10 protein-coding genes are annotated in these 18,612 nt (G+C 64.2%); 2 read left to right on the forward strand and 8 right to left on the reverse strand.

Annotated elements, in window-relative coordinates:
* Positions 1-145 precede the first annotated feature (145 nt).
* From ACODSK_RS23400 to metH, 4 genes are all read right to left on the reverse strand, one after another.
* The gene (locus tag ACODSK_RS23400; protein WP_489019467.1) at positions 146-640 is read right to left on the reverse strand and encodes a DUF934 domain-containing protein; all 495 of its coding nucleotides are present in this window, start codon (positions 638-640) and stop codon (positions 146-148) included.
* A complete protein-coding gene (locus tag ACODSK_RS23405) occupies positions 624-2,282 on the reverse strand; it encodes a nitrite/sulfite reductase (protein ID WP_489019468.1) in 1,659 nt (552 codons plus the stop codon). Before ACODSK_RS23405 ends, ACODSK_RS23400 begins: the two co-directional genes overlap by 17 nt.
* A gap of 469 nt (positions 2,283-2,751) precedes the next feature.
* Positions 2,752-2,967: a DUF2970 domain-containing protein gene (locus ACODSK_RS23410; RefSeq protein ID WP_489019469.1), complete on the reverse strand. Its 216-nt coding sequence runs from the start codon at positions 2,965-2,967 to the stop codon at positions 2,752-2,754.
* A 163-nt stretch (positions 2,968-3,130) separates the two neighbouring features.
* The gene (gene metH / locus ACODSK_RS23415) at positions 3,131-6,838 is read right to left on the reverse strand and encodes a methionine synthase (RefSeq protein ID WP_489019470.1); all 3,708 of its coding nucleotides are present in this window, start codon (positions 6,836-6,838) and stop codon (positions 3,131-3,133) included.
* A gap of 157 nt (positions 6,839-6,995) precedes the next feature.
* Between metH and ACODSK_RS23420 the strand changes: the two genes are divergently transcribed.
* Both ACODSK_RS23420 and nfuA read left to right on the forward strand, forming a co-directional pair.
* Positions 6,996-9,296 carry a fatty acid cis/trans isomerase gene (locus tag ACODSK_RS23420; protein WP_489019471.1) on the forward strand — a complete coding sequence of 767 codons (2,301 nt, stop codon included), beginning with the start codon at positions 6,996-6,998 and terminating at the stop codon, positions 9,294-9,296.
* A 112-nt stretch (positions 9,297-9,408) separates the two neighbouring features.
* The gene (nfuA, locus tag ACODSK_RS23425) at positions 9,409-9,993 is read left to right on the forward strand and encodes a Fe-S biogenesis protein NfuA (RefSeq protein WP_075804120.1); all 585 of its coding nucleotides are present in this window, start codon (positions 9,409-9,411) and stop codon (positions 9,991-9,993) included.
* Between the two features lie 243 nt (positions 9,994-10,236).
* Here nfuA and ACODSK_RS23430 read toward each other — a convergent pair whose 3' ends face one another.
* From ACODSK_RS23430 to ACODSK_RS23445, 4 genes are all read right to left on the reverse strand, one after another.
* A complete protein-coding gene (locus ACODSK_RS23430) occupies positions 10,237-12,708 on the reverse strand; it encodes a TonB-dependent receptor plug domain-containing protein (RefSeq protein WP_489019472.1) in 2,472 nt (823 codons plus the stop codon).
* A gap of 60 nt (positions 12,709-12,768) precedes the next feature.
* The gene (locus ACODSK_RS23435) at positions 12,769-15,012 is read right to left on the reverse strand and encodes a TonB-dependent receptor (RefSeq protein WP_489019473.1); all 2,244 of its coding nucleotides are present in this window, start codon (positions 15,010-15,012) and stop codon (positions 12,769-12,771) included.
* Positions 15,013-15,278: 266 nt separating this feature from the next.
* On the reverse strand, positions 15,279-17,333 hold the full coding sequence (paaZ, locus tag ACODSK_RS23440; protein ID WP_489019474.1) for a phenylacetic acid degradation bifunctional protein PaaZ: 2,055 nt from the start codon (positions 17,331-17,333) through the stop codon (positions 15,279-15,281).
* 34 nt (positions 17,334-17,367) lie between these two features.
* Positions 17,368-18,594 (reverse strand): OprD family porin, encoded by a 1,227-nt coding sequence (locus ACODSK_RS23445; protein WP_489019475.1) that lies wholly within the window; start codon positions 18,592-18,594, stop codon positions 17,368-17,370.
* Positions 18,595-18,612: the final 18 nt, after the last annotated feature.

The following is an 18,612-nucleotide window of genomic DNA, read 5'->3' on the forward strand; positions in this document are numbered from 1 at the left end:
TTCGCCGCCGATCGCGGCTAACAGCCGCTCCCACAAGGTCCGCGTTGAGCATGGCTGAGATGTGTAGATACCCATGCAGCGATAGGGCCCACAAGAACGAAAAAGCCCCGTCAGTCTGGCGGGGCTTTTTCATTTCAGCTGTCGATCAGCGCCGACGGAACAGCGGCAGCGGTTCGTCAGTGGCGGCCTGGTAGGTCACCGAGAAGTCCTTCAGGCTTTCCAGCGCATCTTCCGGGCTCTTGTCGGCACGGATGGCGAAGGCGTCGAAACCGCAACGGGCCATGTAGAACAGCTGGTCGCGCAGCACGTCGCCAATGGCACGCAGCTCGCCGGTGAACTTGTAGCGATCACGCAGCAGGCGCGCATTGGAGTAGTTGCGCCCGTCGGTGAAGGCCGGGAAGTTCAGGGCGATGACCTGGAAGTGGCCGACGTCTTCACCGATTTCCTCGGCTTCCTCGTCGCTGTCCAGCCAGACACCCAGGCCGCCATCACGGGCTTTCAGGGCGTGGCTGTGTTCGCGCCAGAGTTGCAGCGGCACGATATAGTCGTCGCAGTTGGTCAGCTCGTCGAGGGTGACTTCCTTGGGCAGCAGGTGCCAGGTTTCGTCGACGATCTGGTTGTTCTTAATGATTCGCTGCATAGACGCGCTCCTTGAAGGGGTCGATGCCGATACGCTGGTAGGTGTCGATGAAACGCTCGTCTTCGGTACGTTTTTCCACGTACACCGAGATCAGTTTCTCGATCACGTCCGGCATGGCGTCCTGGGCGAAGGACGGGCCGAGGATCTTGCCGAGGCTGGCGTCGCGGCTGGCGCTGCCACCCAGGGAGACCTGGTAGAACTCCTCGCCTTTCTTGTCCACCCCGAGGATGCCGATGTGGCCGACGTGGTGGTGACCGCAGGCGTTCATGCAACCGGAGATGTTCAGGTCCAGTTCGCCGATGTCGAACAGGTAGTCCAGGTCGTCGAAGCGGCGCTGGATGGATTCGGCGATCGGGATCGACTTGGCGTTGGCCAGCGAGCAGAAATCACCGCCAGGGCAGCAGATGATGTCGGTCAGCAGGCCGATGTTCGGGGTGGCGAAGCCATGCTCGCGCAGTTCCAGCCAGAGCGCGTGCAGCTCGCTCTGCTCGACGTCGGCGAGGATGATGTTCTGCTCGTGGGAGGTGCGCAGCTGGCCGAAGCTGAAGCGCTCGGCGAGGTCGGCGACCTTGTCCAGTTGCTTGTCGGTCAGGTCGCCGGGGGCGACGCCGGTAGGCTTGAGCGACAGGGTCACGGCCACATAGCCCGGCTTCTTGTGCGCCAGGGTGTTGCGCACGCGCCAGCGGGCGAAGCCCGGGTGCTGCTGGTCGAGTTCGGCCAGTTGCGTGTCGAGGTTGTCCAGGGCCTTGTAGTCCGGGTCGACGAAGTGCTTGGCAACGCGCTGCACTTCGGCTTCGGTCAGGGTGGTGCTGCCGCCGCGCAGGTGGACCATTTCGGCCTCGACCTTCTCGGCGAAGACTTCCGGCGTGAGGGCCTTGACCAGGATCTTGATCCGCGCCTTGTACTTGTTGTCACGGCGACCGTAACGGTTGTACACGCGCAGGATGGCGTCCAGGTAGCTGAGCAGGTCCTGCCAGGGCAGGAACTCGTTGATGAAGGCACCGACCACCGGGGTACGGCCCAGGCCGCCGCCGACCAGGACGCGGAAGCCCAACTCGCCGGCTTCGTTGTGCACCGGCTCCAGGCCGATATCGTGCACTTCGATGGCCGCACGGTCGCTCTTCGAGCCGTTGATGGCGATCTTGAACTTGCGCGGCAGGTAGGCGAATTCCGGGTGGAAGGTGGTCCACTGGCGGACGATCTCGCACCATGGGCGCGGGTCGATCAGCTCATCGGCGGCAACGCCGGCGAACTGGTCGGTGGTGACGTTGCGCAGGCAGTTGCCGCTGGTCTGGATCGCGTGCATCTGCACGGTGGCCAGCTCGGCCAGGATCTCCGGGATATCCTCCAGGGCCGGCCAGTTGTATTGCACGTTCTGCCGGGTGCTGATGTGCGCGTAGCCCTTGTCGTAGTCGCGCGCGATCTTCGCCAGCATGCGGGTCTGGCGCGAGGTCAGCTGGCCGTAAGGCACGGCGACGCGCAGCATCGGGGCAAAACGTTGGATGTAGAGGCCGTTCTGCAGACGCAGAGGGCGGAATTCTTCTTCGCTCAGCTCGCCGGCCAGGTAGCGGCGGGTCTGATCCCGGAACTGCTTGACGCGGTCCTCGATGATCCGCTGATCGTACTCGTCGTATACGTACATAGGGGTCCTGTTCTCAAGCTGCTTGCAGCTAATCGCGCGCACGGCCGCGCACTCCGGAGGCGGAGCCGGGGAAAGATAGCAGTTTGTATTTATGTGAAAAAGTGATGTTTTTGCATATGAAAAGATCGTTTTGGACTAAGTGAGACTGGCTAGCGTTTGTAGGACGATTCGGCTGTCCGCCGAGCGGTAAAAGTCCCTGCTTGAGCAAAGGGCATTGCTGGACTTAACTGCTGGGGGTGTGCATTCCCATAACCACTACAACAAGAGGCGATGCAATGGGAAACCCGACCAAAACCGGCAAGTCGGACAGTAGCGTGGACGCTTGGGCAATCCTCTGCCTGATCGTGCTCGTGGTCGTAACCGCCGTGTACTGGGTCAGTCACCAGTGAAGGAGCACAACGACTGAGCAGAACCCACCGTGACCTGAAAAGCGACCGCCCGCGGCATGGACCCCGCGGGCGGTTTCGTTTCAGCGTGCCGTCAGGTGCAGGGCCAACTGGACCAGGCCGTAGAGCACGAGGATGAACACCAGCGTGAAGGCGGTGCCCATGGCGATGAAATGCGAGGGCTTGCCTTGGGTGAAGTCGCGGGCGCGGTTCTTGCCGCTCTGCACGCCGAAGGCGGCGGCGAGGATGCTGTGCAGGAGCTGCCAGAAGGTCGGGGGCTTGCCTTGTGGGTCTTCCATGGTCGGCTCTCCAAGTGGTTGAGGGAGAGTCTAGACCCTGGTTTCAGGGTTGCCCGACCGGGCCTCATCGCTGGCAAGACCAGCTCCCACAAGATTCACGAGCACCGCGAACCCTGTGGGAGCTGGCTTGCCAGCGATAGGGCCATCAGCCGCTATGGAGAACTCAGTTCTCGTACCCGAGATTCGGCGCCAGCCAGCGCTCGCTCACCGCCACGTCCTGGCCCTTGCGCGCGCTGTAGCTGTCGATCTGATCCTTCTCCACCTTGCCCACGGCAAAGTACTGCGCCTGCGGATGGGCGAAGTACCAGCCGCTGACCGCCGCCGCCGGGAACATGGCGAAGTGCTCGGTGAGGAATACGCCGCTCGGGCCGGTCTCGCCAATCGCGGTGCCGTCCAGCAGGCGGAACAGGGTTTCCTTCTCGGTGTGGTCCGGGCAGGCCGGGTAGCCCGGGGCAGGGCGGATACCGGCGTACTGCTCCTTGATCAGCGCCTCGTTGTCGAGGTGCTCGTCTTTCGCGTAACCCCAGTGCTCTTTACGCACCTGCTCGTGCAGCCATTCGGCGCAGGCCTCGGCCAGACGGTCGGCGAGGGCCTTGACCATGATCGAGCTGTAGTCGTCGCCCTTGTCCTGGTAGGCCTTGGCCACTTCCTCGGCGCCGATGCCGGCGGTGGTGATGAAGCCGCCGACATAGTCGGTCACGCCGCTGTCCTTCGGCGCGACGAAGTCGGCCAGGGAGAAGTTCGGCTTGTTGTCCGGCTTGATGGTCTGCTGGCGCAGGTGGTGCAGGCGTGCCAGCGGCTGGCCGTCGTCGCCGTAGACCTCGATATCGTCGTCCGCCACCTGGTTGGCCGGCCAGAAGCCGAACACTGCGCGGGCGCTGATCAGCTTCTCGTCGATCAGCTTGGCCAGCATCTGCTGGGCATCGGCATACAGCGCGGAGGCCGCTTCACCCACCACCTCGTCGGTGAGGATGCGCGGGAACTTGCCGGCCAGGTCCCAGGAAATGAAGAACGGTGTCCAGTCGATGTATTTGGCCAGTACCTTGAGGTCGATGTTGTCCAGCACCTTCACGCCGGTGAAGCTCGGTACCGCGGCCTGGTAGCCGGCCCAGTCGTACTGCGGCTTGGCGGCGATGGCCTGGGCGTAGCTCAGGCGCTCGGTACGGGCGCTGCGGTTGGCGGTGCGCTCGCGGACTTCGACGTAGTCGGCACGGGTCTTCTCGACGAAGCCGGGCTTCAGTTCCTTGGACAGCAACTGCGTGGCCACGCCCACGGCACGCGAGGCGTCGGTGACGTAGACCACCGCGTCATTGCTGTAGCGCGGTTCGATCTTCACCGCCGTGTGCGCCTTGGAGGTGGTGGCGCCGCCGATCATCAGCGGCAGGTGGAAGTCCTGGCGCTGCATTTCGCGGGCGACGTGGACCATCTCGTCCAGCGACGGGGTGATCAGGCCGGACAGGCCGATGATGTCGCATTTCTCGTCGCGGGCGACCTGCAGGATCTTGTCCGCCGGCACCATCACGCCGAGGTCGACGATGTCGTAGCCGTTACAGCCCAGGACCACGCCGACGATGTTCTTGCCGATGTCGTGGACATCGCCCTTGACCGTGGCCATGAGGATCTTGCCCTTGGCCTCCGGCTTGTCGCCTTTCTCTTCTTCGATGAACGGAATCAGGTGGGCTACCGCCTGCTTCATCACCCGCGCCGACTTCACTACCTGCGGCAGGAACATCTTGCCCGCGCCGAACAGGTCGCCGACCACGTTCATCCCGCTCATCAGCGGGCCTTCGATCACCTCGATCGGCCGTGCGCACTGCTGGCGGCACAGCTCGGTGTCTTCGACGATGTAGGCGGTGATGCCCTTGACCAGCGCATGCTCCAGGCGTTTTTCCACCGGCAGCGAGCGCCATTCCTCGTTTTCCACTTCCTTGGCTGCGCCGCCGCCCTTGTAGTCGTCGGCGATGGCGAGCAGGGCGTCGGTGCCTTCCGGAGTGCGGTTGAGCACCACGTCCTCGACCTTCTCGCGCAGCGCTGCGGGGATCTCGTCATAGATCTCCAGCTGGCCGGCGTTGACGATACCCATGGTCAGGCCGTTCTGGATGGCGTGATAAAGGAAAACCGAGTGGATCGCCTCGCGCACCGGGTTGTTGCCGCGGAACGAGAACGACACGTTGGACACGCCGCCGCTGGACAGGGCATACGGCAGATGGTCGCGGATATAGGCGCAGGCTTCGATGAAGTCCACGGCATAGTTGTTGTGCTCTTCGATACCGGTGGCGACGGCGAAGATGTTCGGGTCGAAGATGATGTCTTCCGGCGGGAAGCCCACTTCGTTGACCAGGATGTCGTAGCTGCGCTGGCAGATCTCGCGCTTGCGGTCGGCGGTGTCGGCCTGGCCGACCTCGTCGAAGGCCATCACCACCACGGCGGCGCCGTAGCGCTTGCACAGCTTGGCGTGATGCTTGAAGGCCTCGACGCCTTCCTTCATCGAGATCGAGTTGACGATGCCCTTGCCCTGGATGCACTTGAGGCCGGCCTCGATCACTTCCCACTTGGAGGAGTCGATCATGATCGGCACCCGGGAAATGTCCGGCTCACCGGCGATCAGGTTGAGGAAACGGACCATGGCCGCCTGGGAGTCGAGCATCCCTTCGTCCATGTTGATGTCGATCACCTGGGCGCCGGCCTCGACCTGCTGCAGGGCGACTTCCAGGGCCTCGGTGTAGTTCTCCTCGCGGATCAGCCGGGCGAATTTGGCGGAACCGGTGATGTTGGTGCGCTCGCCGACGTTGACGAACAGCGAGTTGCGATCGATGGTGAACGGCTCGAGGCCGGACAGGCGGCAGGCTTTCGGGATGTCCGGGATCGGCCGCGGCTGGTACTTGGCCACTGCCTCGGCGATCGCCTGGATATGCCCCGGGGTGGTACCGCAGCAGCCGCCGATGATGTTGAGGAAGCCGCTGGCAGCGAACTCCTCGACCACCACGGCCATTTCCGCCGGAGTCTCGTCGTATTCACCGAAGGCGTTCGGCAGGCCGGCGTTGGGGTGGGCGGAGACGTGGGTGCCGGCCTTGTTCGACAGTTCTTCCAGGTACGGGCGCAGGTCCTTGGCACCGAGGGCGCAGTTCAGCCCGACCGAGATCGGGTTGGCGTGGCGCACCGAGTTCCAGAAGGCTTCGGTGGTCTGGCCGGACAGGGTACGGCCGGAGGCGTCGGTGATGGTCCCGGAAATCATGATCGGCAGTTCGACGCCGTCGTCCTCGAACACCTGCTGCACGGCGAAGATCGCTGCCTTGGCGTTGAGGGTGTCGAAGATGGTTTCGATCAGGATCAGGTCGGCGCCGCCCTCGATCAGGCCGCGGGTGGCCTCGATGTAGTTCTCTACCAGCTCGTCGAAGGTGACGTTGCGGTAGCCGGGGTCGTTGACGTCCGGGGAGATCGAGCAGGTCCGGCTGGTCGGGCCGAGCACGCCGGCGACGAAGCGCGGCTTGTCCGGGGTTTCCAGGGTCTTGGCATCGGCCACCTGGCGGGCGATGCGCGCGCCTTCGACGTTGAGCTCGTACACCAGCTCTTCCATGTCGTAGTCGGCCTGGGAGATGCGGGTGGCGTTGAAGGTGTTGGTTTCGAGAATGTCGGCGCCGGCGTCCAGGTAGGCCTTCTCGATGGCCGCGATCACATCCGGGCGACTGAGCAGCAGCAGGTCGTTGTTGCCCTTGACGTCGCTCGGCCAGTCGGCGAAGCGCGTGCCACGATAGTCGCCTTCCTCCAGACGGTAGCTTTGGATCATAGTACCCATGCCGCCATCTAGAATCAGGATGCGCTCTTTGAGTGCTTGCTGAAGTGCTTGGAAACGAGCGCTGCGGTCAGACATTGGAACTACCTGGGTCAGACAAAGACGAAAGTTGCGGGATGATAACAAAGCTGCGCGCTTTTTAGACGTGCGGCACATTTGCATGAATTTCATTCATGTTGGCACCGCGCCCACCGGTAGACTGTGAAAAGCCTTTTGAAACCAGGACATACGGCACATGGTGCATCGCTTGATTGCCACCGCCTTCGCACTGTTGATCAGTGGCGCGGCGTCAGGGCAGGGCCTTCCGAATAACGCAGCGATCTCCTATACCCGGGACATCCAGCCGATCTTCACCGAGAAATGCGTGGCTTGCCACGCCTGCAACGACGCGGCCTGCCAGCTCAACCTGGGCAGCGCCGAGGGCGCCAGTCGTGGCGCCTCGAAAATCCCCGTTTACCAGGGCGACCGCAGCAAGGCGGTGACGCCGACCCGCTTGTTCTACGACGCCAGCGGCCCGGCCGCCTGGCAGAAGCTCGGTTTCAGCTCGGTGCTGGACAACCAGGGCAGCCAGGCCGCGCTGATGGCGCGCATGCTCGAACTGGGCCACGCCAAGCCGCTGGTGCCCAACGCCAAGATTCCCGACAACATCGTGCTGGGCCTGAACCGCGAGAACATGTGCCCGTTGCCCGGCGAGTTCGATGCCTACGCCAAGGCCCATCCGCAGGAGGGCATGCCGCTGGCGGTCACCGGCCTGAGCGATGCGCAATACCAGACCCTGCAGCGCTGGCTGGCCCAGGGCGCGCCGGTGGAGCAGAACCCGATCCGCCCCAGTGCCAGCGAAGCGGCGCAGATCGCCGAGTGGGAAGAACTGCTCAACCGTCCCGGCTCCACCGAGGCGCTGGTCGGGCGCTGGCTATATGAGCACCTGTTCCTGGCCCATATCCATTTTGTCGGCGGCGAACCGGGCCACTTCTTCCAGTGGGTACGCTCGCGCACGCCAAGCGGCCAGCCGATCGATGTCATCGCCACCCGACGGCCCAACGACCCGCCCGGTACCGATTTCTATTACCGGTTGATGGCGGTGCAGGGCGTGATCGTGCACAAGACCCACATCACCTACCCGATGGGGCCGCAGAAGCTCAAGCGGGTCAAGCAGCTGTTCTACAGCGGCGACTGGCATGCCACCTCGCTACCCGGCTATGGCCCGCGGCACCGCTCCAACCCGTTCGAGACCTTCGAAGCGATTCCGGGAGTGGCGCGGTATCAGTTCATGCTGGATAACGCCGAATACTTCGTCCGCACCTTCATCCGCGGCCCGGTGTGCCGCGGCCAGATCGCCACCGACGTGATTCGCGACAACTTCTGGGCGTTGTTCCAGGAGCCGGCTCACGATCGCTATATCACCGATGCCAAATACCGCGCCGAAGCCACGCCGTTGCTGGCCATGCCCGGGCAGATCGACGACGTTGGCAGCATTCTCAGCCTCTGGCATGCCTATCGCGACAAGCGCAACGAATACGAGAGCCTGCGCCGCGACACCTATGCCGAGATGCCGCCGCCCAGTTGGTCGACCCTGTGGGCGGGCAATGACAATGCCTTGCTGACCATCTTCCGCCACTTCGACAGCGCCTCGGTGACCAAGGGCCTGATCGGTGACGTGCCGCTGACCATGTGGCTGTTCGACTACCCGTTGCTGGAACGCACCTATTACCAGTTGGCGGTCAACTTCGACGTCTACGGCAATGTCTCGCACCAGGCCCAGACCCGCCTGTACTTCGACCTGATCCGCAACGGTGCGGAAGTCAACTTCCTGCGCCTGATGCCGGCCAGCAAGCGCGGCGACATCCTTGGCAGTTGGTACCAGAACAGCGGCAAGGTGAAGATGTGGATGGACTACGAGGACATCGACACCGACACGCCGAGCGCGTTGAAGCTCGATCTGCATCATTCGGTGCGCGATTTCGGCCTCAAGCTGATCGAACGTAGCGGCAGCCTCAACGCCTCGCCGGACCCGATCAACCGCTGCACCGGCGCCTATTGCTCGCGGCCGCAGATGAGCGAGGAGTTCCGTGATGTCGAGCAGGCCCTCAGTCGCCTGGCGTCGCGTCCGGCAGCCGGGCTCAAGGTGATTGGCCAGTTGCCCGAGGCGACCATGCTGCGTATCGAGGGGCAGGGCGGCCAGCGCCAGGTCTACAGCCTGTTGCGCAACCGGGCCCACAGCAACGTTGCTTTCATGCTCGGCGAGGCCTACCGCTACCAGCCGGGGCTGGACACCCTGACCCTGTACCCGGGCGTACTCAGCAGCTACCCCAACTTCATGTTCAACGTCCCGGCCAGCGATGTGCCGGAGTTCGTCGAAGACATGGAAGCGGCTCGGGACGACACCGCGAAGTTCGAGCGCATCGTCATGCGCTGGGGCGTGCGCCGCAGCCATCCGCAGTTCTGGCAGTACTTCCATGACCTGAACAGCTACATCAAGGAAACCGAGCCGGTGGAGGCCGGGGTGCTTGATATGAATCGCTACGAGAACCTTTGATTTGCCGGGGCTGCTGTGCGGCCCCATTGCATTTCTTTCCCGACACAATTGGTAGGACTTTGTTCGTCGCCGCGCATGGCGTAAACTGCCGACAAGTCTGTGAGGAAATTCCATGAGCGCCATAACCATTACCGACGCCGCGCACGATTACCTGGCCGATCTGCTGTCCAAGCAGAACACCCCTGGAATCGGTATTCGCGTTTTCATCACCCAACCCGGCACCCAATATGCCGAGACCTGCATTGCCTACTGCAAGCCAGGTGAAGAAAAGCCGGAAGATACCGCGCTGGGTCTGAAAAGCTTTACCGCCTACATCGATGCCGTGAGCGAACCGTTTCTTGACGACGCCGTCGTCGACTACGCCACCGACCGCATGGGCGGCCAGCTGACCATCAAGGCGCCCAACGCCAAGGTGCCGATGGTCAACGACGACAGCCCGATCAACGAGCGCATCAACTACTACCTGCAAACCGAGATCAACCCGGGGCTGGCCAGCCACGGCGGCCAGGTCAGCCTGATCGACGTGGTCGAGGACGGCATTGCCGTCCTGCAGTTCGGTGGCGGTTGCCAGGGCTGCGGCCAGGCCGACGTGACCCTGAAGGACGGCATCGAGCGCACCCTGCTCGAACGCATTCCGGAGTTGAAGGGCGTGCGTGACGTGACCGACCACACGCAGAAAGAAAACGCCTACTACTAAGCATTAGCAGGCAATAAAAAGCGGAGCCCAAGGGCTCCGCTTTTTTTCAGACCTTGCCGGCGATGAGGCCGGACCGGGCAACATCGTTGTTCATGCCGACGCTATCGCTGGCAAGCCAGCTCCCACAGGGCCTGCGTCGAGCACAGATACTGTGGCTGGCCCAGAACCCTGTGGGAGTCGGCTTGCCGACGATGAGGCCAGCTGTCACAACATCAATCTGCTTGTCTGCCCCCATAGAATCCCTCAGAAGTCATAACTCACACTGGTGTAATAAAACGCCCCCTGCGCCCCTTCCGGCGAGGTGATCGAGTACTTCGGCACTCCATACAGTTGAGCGCCTTTCAACTTGTCCGGATGGCTGTCGAACAGGTTGATCGCCCCCACCGACAACTTCAGCCCCAGGTCGAAGCGGTAGCTCAGGTCCAGGTCGGTGACCCATTGCGGGCTGAAGGTCTGGTCCAGCGCCGGGTTGCTGGCGTTGAGGCTTTTCCATTCGCCATAGCGCCGTTGGGTGACGGTCAGCCCCCAGTTCTCGTACAGCCAGTTGGCGCTGAAGGTCAGCTTGTTGTCCGGTGTGCCGTGCTCGATCAGGCCCTGGGTGGCGCGACCGACGATCTGCTCGCCACTGATCCCGCCGACATCCCGCAGCTCGGTGATCCGCGTGCGGGTCTTGGCGAAGCCGGCATTCAGGTCCAGCCGTCCATACGCCGCCAGGTCCAGTTGGTATTGCCCGCTCAGCTCGATACCGTCGGTGCGGGTGTCGGCGATATTGGTGTAGAACGCCGCGCTCTGGATATTGGCGTAGGGCGTGCCGGCGAAGATCGGCCCGACCACGTTGGACGGCAACTGGTCGGAGAGGGTGATGCGGTTGTCGATATCGATGCGGTAGGCGTCGACGCTCAGCGAGGCATTGCTCAGCGGTCGCCAGACCAGGCCCAGGGAGTAGTTGGTCGACTCCTCCGGCTTCAACGCCCGTCCGCCCAGCAGCGCGGCTTCCGGGCTGTCGGCGCGCAGGGTGCGCTGCTGCACTTCCACCCAGTTACCACTACCGGTCGGCTGTTCGACCACCTGCACGCTGAACGACGACAGCCCGCTCTGCACCAGCGATGGCGCGCGATAGCCGCTGCTGATACTGCCGCGGGCGGCGATCTGCGGGGTGAAGTCATAGCGCAGCGAAAGCTTGCCGTTGGTGGTGTCGCCGAAGTCCGAATAATGCTCGGAACGCACCGCAAGGCCGGCCTGGAACTTGTCGGTGATCTGTCCTTCGAGGTCCAGATAGGCACCGAACACCTTGCGCTCCAGCGAGGCGGCATCGACGTTGGTGATCCCCGAGTAGTAACCCGGCAGGCGCCGTCCGGTGACCGGGTCGAGGGTGTTGAACAGCGCGCCGTTCTGCCAGCCGGCCGCCTCGCCGGCGCTCAGGGTGTAGTTTTCCTTGCGCCAGGCCAGGCCGGCGGACACCGTCAGCGGCCTGGCCAGCAGGTCGGTAGGGAAGTCGCGGACCCAATCGAGGGTCAGGTTGGTCTGCTCGTTCTCGCGCTCGCCGGTATAGATGTTGTACGGACTGCTGGCCCCCCAGCTCGGGTTGATCGCATCGCGGTCGGTGGACTTCAGTGTGTCGTTGCCGTAGTTGGCCGCCAGGTCGAACTTGCCCAGTTGCTCGTCCTCGTAGCGCAGGCCGCCGGTCACGGCGTAGTCCTCCAGGGCGTAGCGGGTGATCGGCAGGCGCCCGTCCGGATAGCGGGCCAGGGCCACGCTGCCGTAGTTGTTGCGCAGGGTGGTGGGTGGATCGAAGAAGCCTTCGGCGTCGGTGTTCTTGTGCCCGTAAGTGGCAAAGCCGTAGGCGGTCAGGCCGGCGCCGAGGCCGATCTCGCTGTTGGCGACGAAGTTGTACTGATCACTGACTCCGCCCGAACCCCAGTTCCAGGTGCGGTAGCGGTTGTTCTGCTCGCGCGGCGTATTGATGCTGGTGCTGCCGGGATAGAAGATCCGGTTGTCCGGGCGGGTATCGCTGGCCGGGTCCTGGCTGCCGGCATCGAAGGACAGGGTAAGGAAGCCGTCGTTGGGCAGGGCAAAGCCCTTCCAGCCGCTGAGCTTGCGCTGCAGGCCGTCGCCCTTGTCGTAGCCGCCGAAGCGGTAGCCGATATTGCCGCCGTCATCGTTTTCCTTGAGCACGATGTTGATCACCCCGGCGATGGCATCCGAGCCGTATTGCGCGGCGGCACCGTCGCGCAGGACCTCCACGCGCTCGACTGCGCTCAGGGGAATCAGGCTCAGATCCACCGCCGCCGCACCGCGACCGTTGGCCAGGCTCTGGCGGGTGACGTTGGCGCTGCTGTGGCGGCGCTTGCCGTTGACCAGCACCAGCACCTGGTCCGAAGCCAGGCCGCGCAGCGAGGCGCCCTGGGCGATGGAACCGGCGAAAGCACCTTGCGGCGACTGCGGGAAACTGAACGACGGCGACAGCGCGGTCAGTGCTCCGGACAGGTCCTTGGCGCCGGTCTCTTCAAGGCGTTCGGCGCTGAGAACATCCACCGGCGCCGCGCTTTCCAGGGCGGTGACATCACTGCGGCGGGTGCCGACCACGACCACGGTATCGAGCTTGTCGTTCTTCGCAGCGGCGCCATTGGCGGGCTCCTGGGCCTGAACGACGGGCACGGCAAGGCTGCCGATGACCAGCGCGATGGCGCCGGCCAAGGGATCGAGACGGAACATGCAAGGCTACTCCTTTGACACGGAAAGGGTGCCGGCAACCTGGTTGCCGGCGAGGCAGGATCAGAACCGGCTGGTGACGCTCAGGCCGACGGTGCGCGGATCGCCGTAGGTGATCACGTATTGCCCGGCAGTACCGTTGGGCCGGCCATGGACCTGGTAGCGGCGGTCGGTGAGGTTGTTGACGAAGCCGGTGACGCTGAGTTTCTCGTCGGCGCTGAACCAGGTCAGGCGACTGTTGGCCAGGGTGTAGTGCGGCTGGTTGAGCGGGGCGTCGGCGCTGCTCTGGCGGTCGGCGAGGAAGTATTCCTTGTCGCGGAAGCTGACATCGCCGCCGGCCACCAGCTTGCCGGGGATATCCAGCGGCAGGGTGTAGTCGGCGCCCAGCGAGACCACGTAGCGTGGCGAACGGACGAAGCTGTTGCCGCTGTAGTCGGCGGTGACCGCACCGGTATTCGGGTTGGTGTTCTTGAAGTCGGTGTACTCGGTATCGAGGAACGACAGCGCACCACGCAGATGCAGGCGGTCGGTAGGCTGGCCTTCGATCTCCAGCTCGGCGCCCTTGACCTTGCCCTTGGCGCCGTTGGTCAGGGCGGTGGTGAGGATGCCGCTGTTGACCGTCAGCAGGTTTACCTGGATGTCCTGGTAGTCGTAGTAGAAGACGTTGGCGTTGACCGTCAGGCGGCGGTCGAACCACTCCGACTTCAGGCCCAGTTCATAGGCATCCAGTTCTTCCGGATCGACCGTGGTCAACTGCGCCAGGCTGGTGGACAGCCCGGTATTGAAGCCACCGGAACGGAAACCGTGGGCGTAGCGGAAGAACACCCGCAGGTTGTCGTTGATCCGGTATTCCGGGGTCAGGTCGTAGGTCCAGGCGTCCCAGCGTTTGCTTTCCTCGCGGTTGCCGTTGCTGCCGGAAGCGGTCAGCGGGATCAGCGGACCGTTGGCGGTGGCGCGGGTCAGTTGGGTCAGGTCGAGGTCGATATCCTTCTTCTCGGTGGTCCAGCGCAGGCCGCCGGTGACCGTCAGGTTATCGGTGAAGTCGTAGGCCAGGTTGCCGAACAGCGCGTAGCTGTCGGTGCGGTGGGTGTAATCGAGGTTACGGTAATCGACGGTGCCACCGGTCTGGTTGGAGCCGGTGCCATTGGGCGTCGGACCCGGAATGATGCTGCGTACCGCGCTGTTGTCGAGGGTCTCGTGGAAGTAATGGGTGCCAAGCATCCAGCGCAGGGTCTCCTGCGGCGACGAGGCCAGGCGGAACTCCTGGGAGTACTGGTCGTAGGTCGCATCGCTGTCGCTGGCGCCGTTGACCTCGTAGGGCGTGTAGTCGGCATCGGTCAGCGACGTGTTGCGGATATGGTCGTAGGCGGTGATCGAGGTCAGGGTGTAGTCGCCGAGGTTCCAGTTCAGGGTCAGCGAGGTGCCGCTGTGGTCGAGCTTGTAGTCCTCGTCGGTGTTCAGCTCGATCTTGCGTCCGTCCGGGCGCTGGTAGCCGACGTTGTAGTAGCGCCCCAGGGGCAGCGAGCCGCTGCTGCCGTCGCCCTTGAATTCGCGGCCGTGGATCTTCAGCAGGGCTTCCAGGTCCTCGTTGACCTTGGCCAGGAACTGCACGCGCACGGCCTTCTTGTTGACGTCGCCGTAGGTCTGGTCGTTGGTCAGGTTATGGGTGAAGCCGTCGCGTTCCTCGGAGTACAGCGACACCCGTGCGGCCAGGCGGTCGTCCACCAGCGCGCCGCCGATGGCGCCATTGAGGATGCGCTCGTTCTTGCTGCCGAAGCCGATGGTGCCGTAGCCGTCGGTGTCGAAGGTCGGCTTCTTCGAAATCACGTTGACCGCACCGGCGGTGGTGTTCTTGCCGTACAGCGTGCCCTGCGGCCCGCGCAGGATCTCGATGCGTTCCAGGTCGAACAGCGGCCCGCCGCCGGCCACTGGCGCGTTGAGATAGACGTCATCGGCATAGATGCCCACCGGATACACCGTGGCCGCACCGGTATCGCCGGTGCCGAGGCCGCGGATGTACCAGCGCGGGCGACCGTCGCCATCCGGGTTCTTCGCCGAGGCGTTGGGAATGAAGGTGGTGATATCGCCCATGGCGCGCACGCCGTCGGCGGTGAGTTGGGTGCCCTGGACCGCCGAAACTGCCACCGGAACCTCTTGCAGGGTTTCCTCACGGTGTTGGGCGGTGACGGTGACGGTTTTCAGCGCTGGTGTGGTGCTGGTGTCATCGTCGGCGTGGGCGAACTGGCTGGCCAGCAACAGGCTGATGCCGATGCCTTTGGCGATTGGATTGAGTTGGAACTTGAACATGCTGCTTCTCCCCGAGCGTTGCAGATGCTGGGGTAGAGCAGGGTTTGTGCCATGTTTTCAAGCTATTGATTTATATGAATAAATCAGGAATTTCCGAGCGGTATTGCTAGAAGGGAAGCAAGGGGGTGGTGAATGCCTGTTGCTACAGCAGCAGTCTGCACCGGCCTCATCGCCGGCAACGCCGGCTCCCACAGGTTTTGTTTGCACCGCGAACCTGTGGGAGCCGGCGTTGCCGGCGATGAGGCCCTCAATAGCAACGATGAACCTCAGTCTTCTCGCTTCACCACCAAGGTCAAAATGTCATAACTCGCCACCAGTTCCCCAAGCTGGTTGGTCACCTCCACATCCCACGCCACCACCCCTTGCGGCACGCCCTGCGGACTCTTCTTGCCCTGGTCGATCTTGCGCTTGCAGGTCAGCCGGGCCTGGATGGTGTCGCCGATGCCCACCGGGTTGATGAAGCGCAAATTGTCCAGGCCATAGTTGGCCAGCACCGGCCCCGGAGCGGGACTGACGAACAACCCGGCCGCCGCCGAGAGCACGAAGTAGCCATGGGCGATACGCTTGCCGAACTGCGATTCGCGGGCGGCGATTTCGTCGAAGTGCATGTAGAAGTGGTCGCCCGACAGGCAGCCGAAGTTGACCAGGTCGGCTTCGGTGACGGTACGGCGGTGGGTCAGCAGCGACTCGCCGATACGCAGGTCCTCGAAATGGCGGCGGAACGGATGCACCTCGGTTTCGATCACTTCGGCACCGCGCACGTATTCACCGGTCACGGCCATCAGCATGCTCGGCGAGCCCTGCACCGCAGCCCGTTGCAGGTAGTGCTTGACCGCGCGCAGGCCGCCCAGCTCTTCGCCACCGCCGGCACGACCCGGGCCGCCGTGCTTGAGCTGCGGCAGCGGCGAGCCATGCCCGGTGGACTCGGCAGCGGCTTCGGCGTCCAGTACCAGCAGGCGGCCATGCCAGGCAGCGGCGACCGGTACGGCCTTGGCGGCGACGGCGCGGTCGGCGGTGATCAGGCTGGCCACCAGGCTGCCCTTGCCACGGGCGGCCAGGGCCAGGGCTTCGTCGAGGTCGTCGTAGGTCATCAGCGTGCTGACCGGGCCGAACGCTTCGATGTCGTGGGCGCCGCCTTCGACATGGGCATCACGGGCCAGCAGCAGGGTCGGGGCGAAGAAGGCACCGTTGGCCACGCCGTCGCCGCGCGGTTCGAAGCCGTCGCGGGCACCGAACAGCAGGTCGCAGCTCTGCAGCAACTGCTCGACCCGCTCACCGACATCGGCCTGTTGCGCGTGGGACGCCAGCGCGCCCATGCGCACGCCTTCCACCGACGGATCGCCGACCACCACCTTGCTCAAGCGGTCGCGCAGGCGGGTGGCAACCGCGTCCAGGTGCCTGGCCGGGACGATGGCGCGGCGGATGGCGGTGCATTTCTGCCCGGCCTTGGTGGTCATTTCCCGGGCGACTTCCTTGATATACAGCTCGAACTCCTCGCTGTCCGGAGCCACGTCCGGGCCGAGGATCGAGCAGTTCAGCGAGTCGGCCTCGGCGGTGAAGGGCACCGAGTTGCGGATCAGGTTGGGCGTGACCCGCAGTTTCGCCGCGGTATCGGCCGATCCGGTGAAGGTCACCAGGTCCTGGCCGTCGAGGCGCTCCAGCAGGTCGCCGGTGCTGCCAATCACCAGTTGCAGGGCACCCGGCGGCAGCAGGCCGGACTCGTCGATCAGGCGCACCACGGCTTCGGTCAGGTAGCTGGTGGCCGTGGCCGGCTTGACGATGCACGGCATGCCGGCAAGGAAGGTCGGGGCGAACTTTTCCAGCATTCCCCAGATCGGGAAGTTGAAGGCGTTGATGTGCACGGCGACGCCGGCCCGTGGCACCAGGATATGGCTACCGGCGAAGCGGCCCTGCTTGCCCAGGGGGATGGCCGGGCCTTCGTGGACCAGGTTGCCGGACGGCAATTCGCGAGCGCCGATGCCGGCATAGGAGAACAGCGTGGCATTGCCGCCCTCGATATCGATCCAGCTGTCGGCGCGGGTGGCGCCGCTGTGGTGGGACAGGGCATAGAGCTGTTCCTTGCGCTCGGCCAGGTACAGGGCGAGCGCCTTGAGACGCTGGGCGCGCTGCTGGAAGTCCAGGCCCATCAGCCCATTGCGGCCCTGTACCCGGCCGAAGGCGATGGCCTCGGCGAAGTCCGGGCGCTCCTCATGGGCGTGGGCCAGGACATGGCCGTCGATGGCGCTGCGCAGGGACTGGGCGGCGTGCTGGCCGATCCAGCGACCGGCGATAAAGCTTTGCAAGGTAGGGGCAGCAGACATCGTGGTGTCCTCCGATTCTTTTAAAAGGGCGCTGTTACCACAGCGCCAGGGTGTAGCCGACGATCAGGCGGTTTTCGTCCAGGGCATTGGTCAGGCCGTTGCCGGAACGGAAGGTGACGTTGCGCCAGCGCAGGCTGACGTTCTTCAGCGGGCCGCTCTGGATCACGTAGGCGAGGTCGGTGTCCCGTTCGCGCTCGCGGCCGTTGTCGATGCCGGCGGCCTTGGCGTGGCGGCCGTCGGTGTAGCGGGTCATGAAGGTCAGGCCGGGAATGCCCAGGGCGGCAAAGTCGTAGTCGTAGCGCGCCTGCCAGGAGTCCAGGCCGGCGCGGGTGAAGGTGTTGTAGGTGACCAGGTTGACGGTGTACGGGTCGCCGCCGTTGAGGAAGGGGAAGGCGCTGTCGCCGGACATCTGCTGGAAGGTGCCGCTGAACTTATGCGCGCCCACCGCCAGGGTGAACATGCCGTTGAAGTTGCGGTTGTCGATGCGCCCGGCGCGCTCGGCGCCGTCGCCGCGGCTGTCGAAATAGCGCAGGTCGCTGCGCAGGCTCATGCCCTCGGCCAGCGGCAAGGTGTGGAGCAGGCCGACATATTGCTGGCGATAGATCTCTTCCAGCTTGGCGTAGTAGTAGGTCACCGCCAGTTGCGGGTTGAAGGCATAGGTGCCGCCGCCGAAATCGAAGTGATCGCTGCTCGCCGCGCCGTAGCCGATATCGTCGTTGCTCGACGAATCGCGCAGGTTGGCCTTGGTCAGGCGCCCTCCGTTGAGGGTCAGGCCGTCGATCTCCTGGCTGGTCAGCAGGCCACCGCCGAAGGTCGAAGCGAGCAGGCGGGTGTCGTTGTAGGTCACCACCGGCAGCAGCGGCTGCAGGGTGCCCAGGCGCAGCACGCTCTTCGACAGGCGCACCTTGGCGGTCACGCCCAGCTCACTGTAGTCGTCGGCCGGCTCCAGGCTGTTGCGGCCGTAGGGCAGCAGGCCGGTGCCACGGCGGTCGCGGCTGGAGTCGAGCTTGATGCCCAGTTGGCCCATGGCATCGACGCCGAAGCCCAGGGTGCCGTCGGTAAAGCCCGACTCCAGCTTGGCGGTAAAGCCCTGGGCCCATTCCTCGGCCTTGGACTGTGGCGCGTTGTCCTGGTGGAAATCGCGATTGATGTAGTGGTTGCGCAGCTCGATCCTGGCGTGGCTGTCTTCGATGAAGCCGGCCAGGGCCGGGGTGCAGGCGAGGGGCAGGGTCAGGCCTGCCAGAAGGCGAATAGGGTTCATTGTTGTTATTCCCGAGTC

It is taken from the genome of Pseudomonas sp. FG98, from assembly GCF_057808595.1.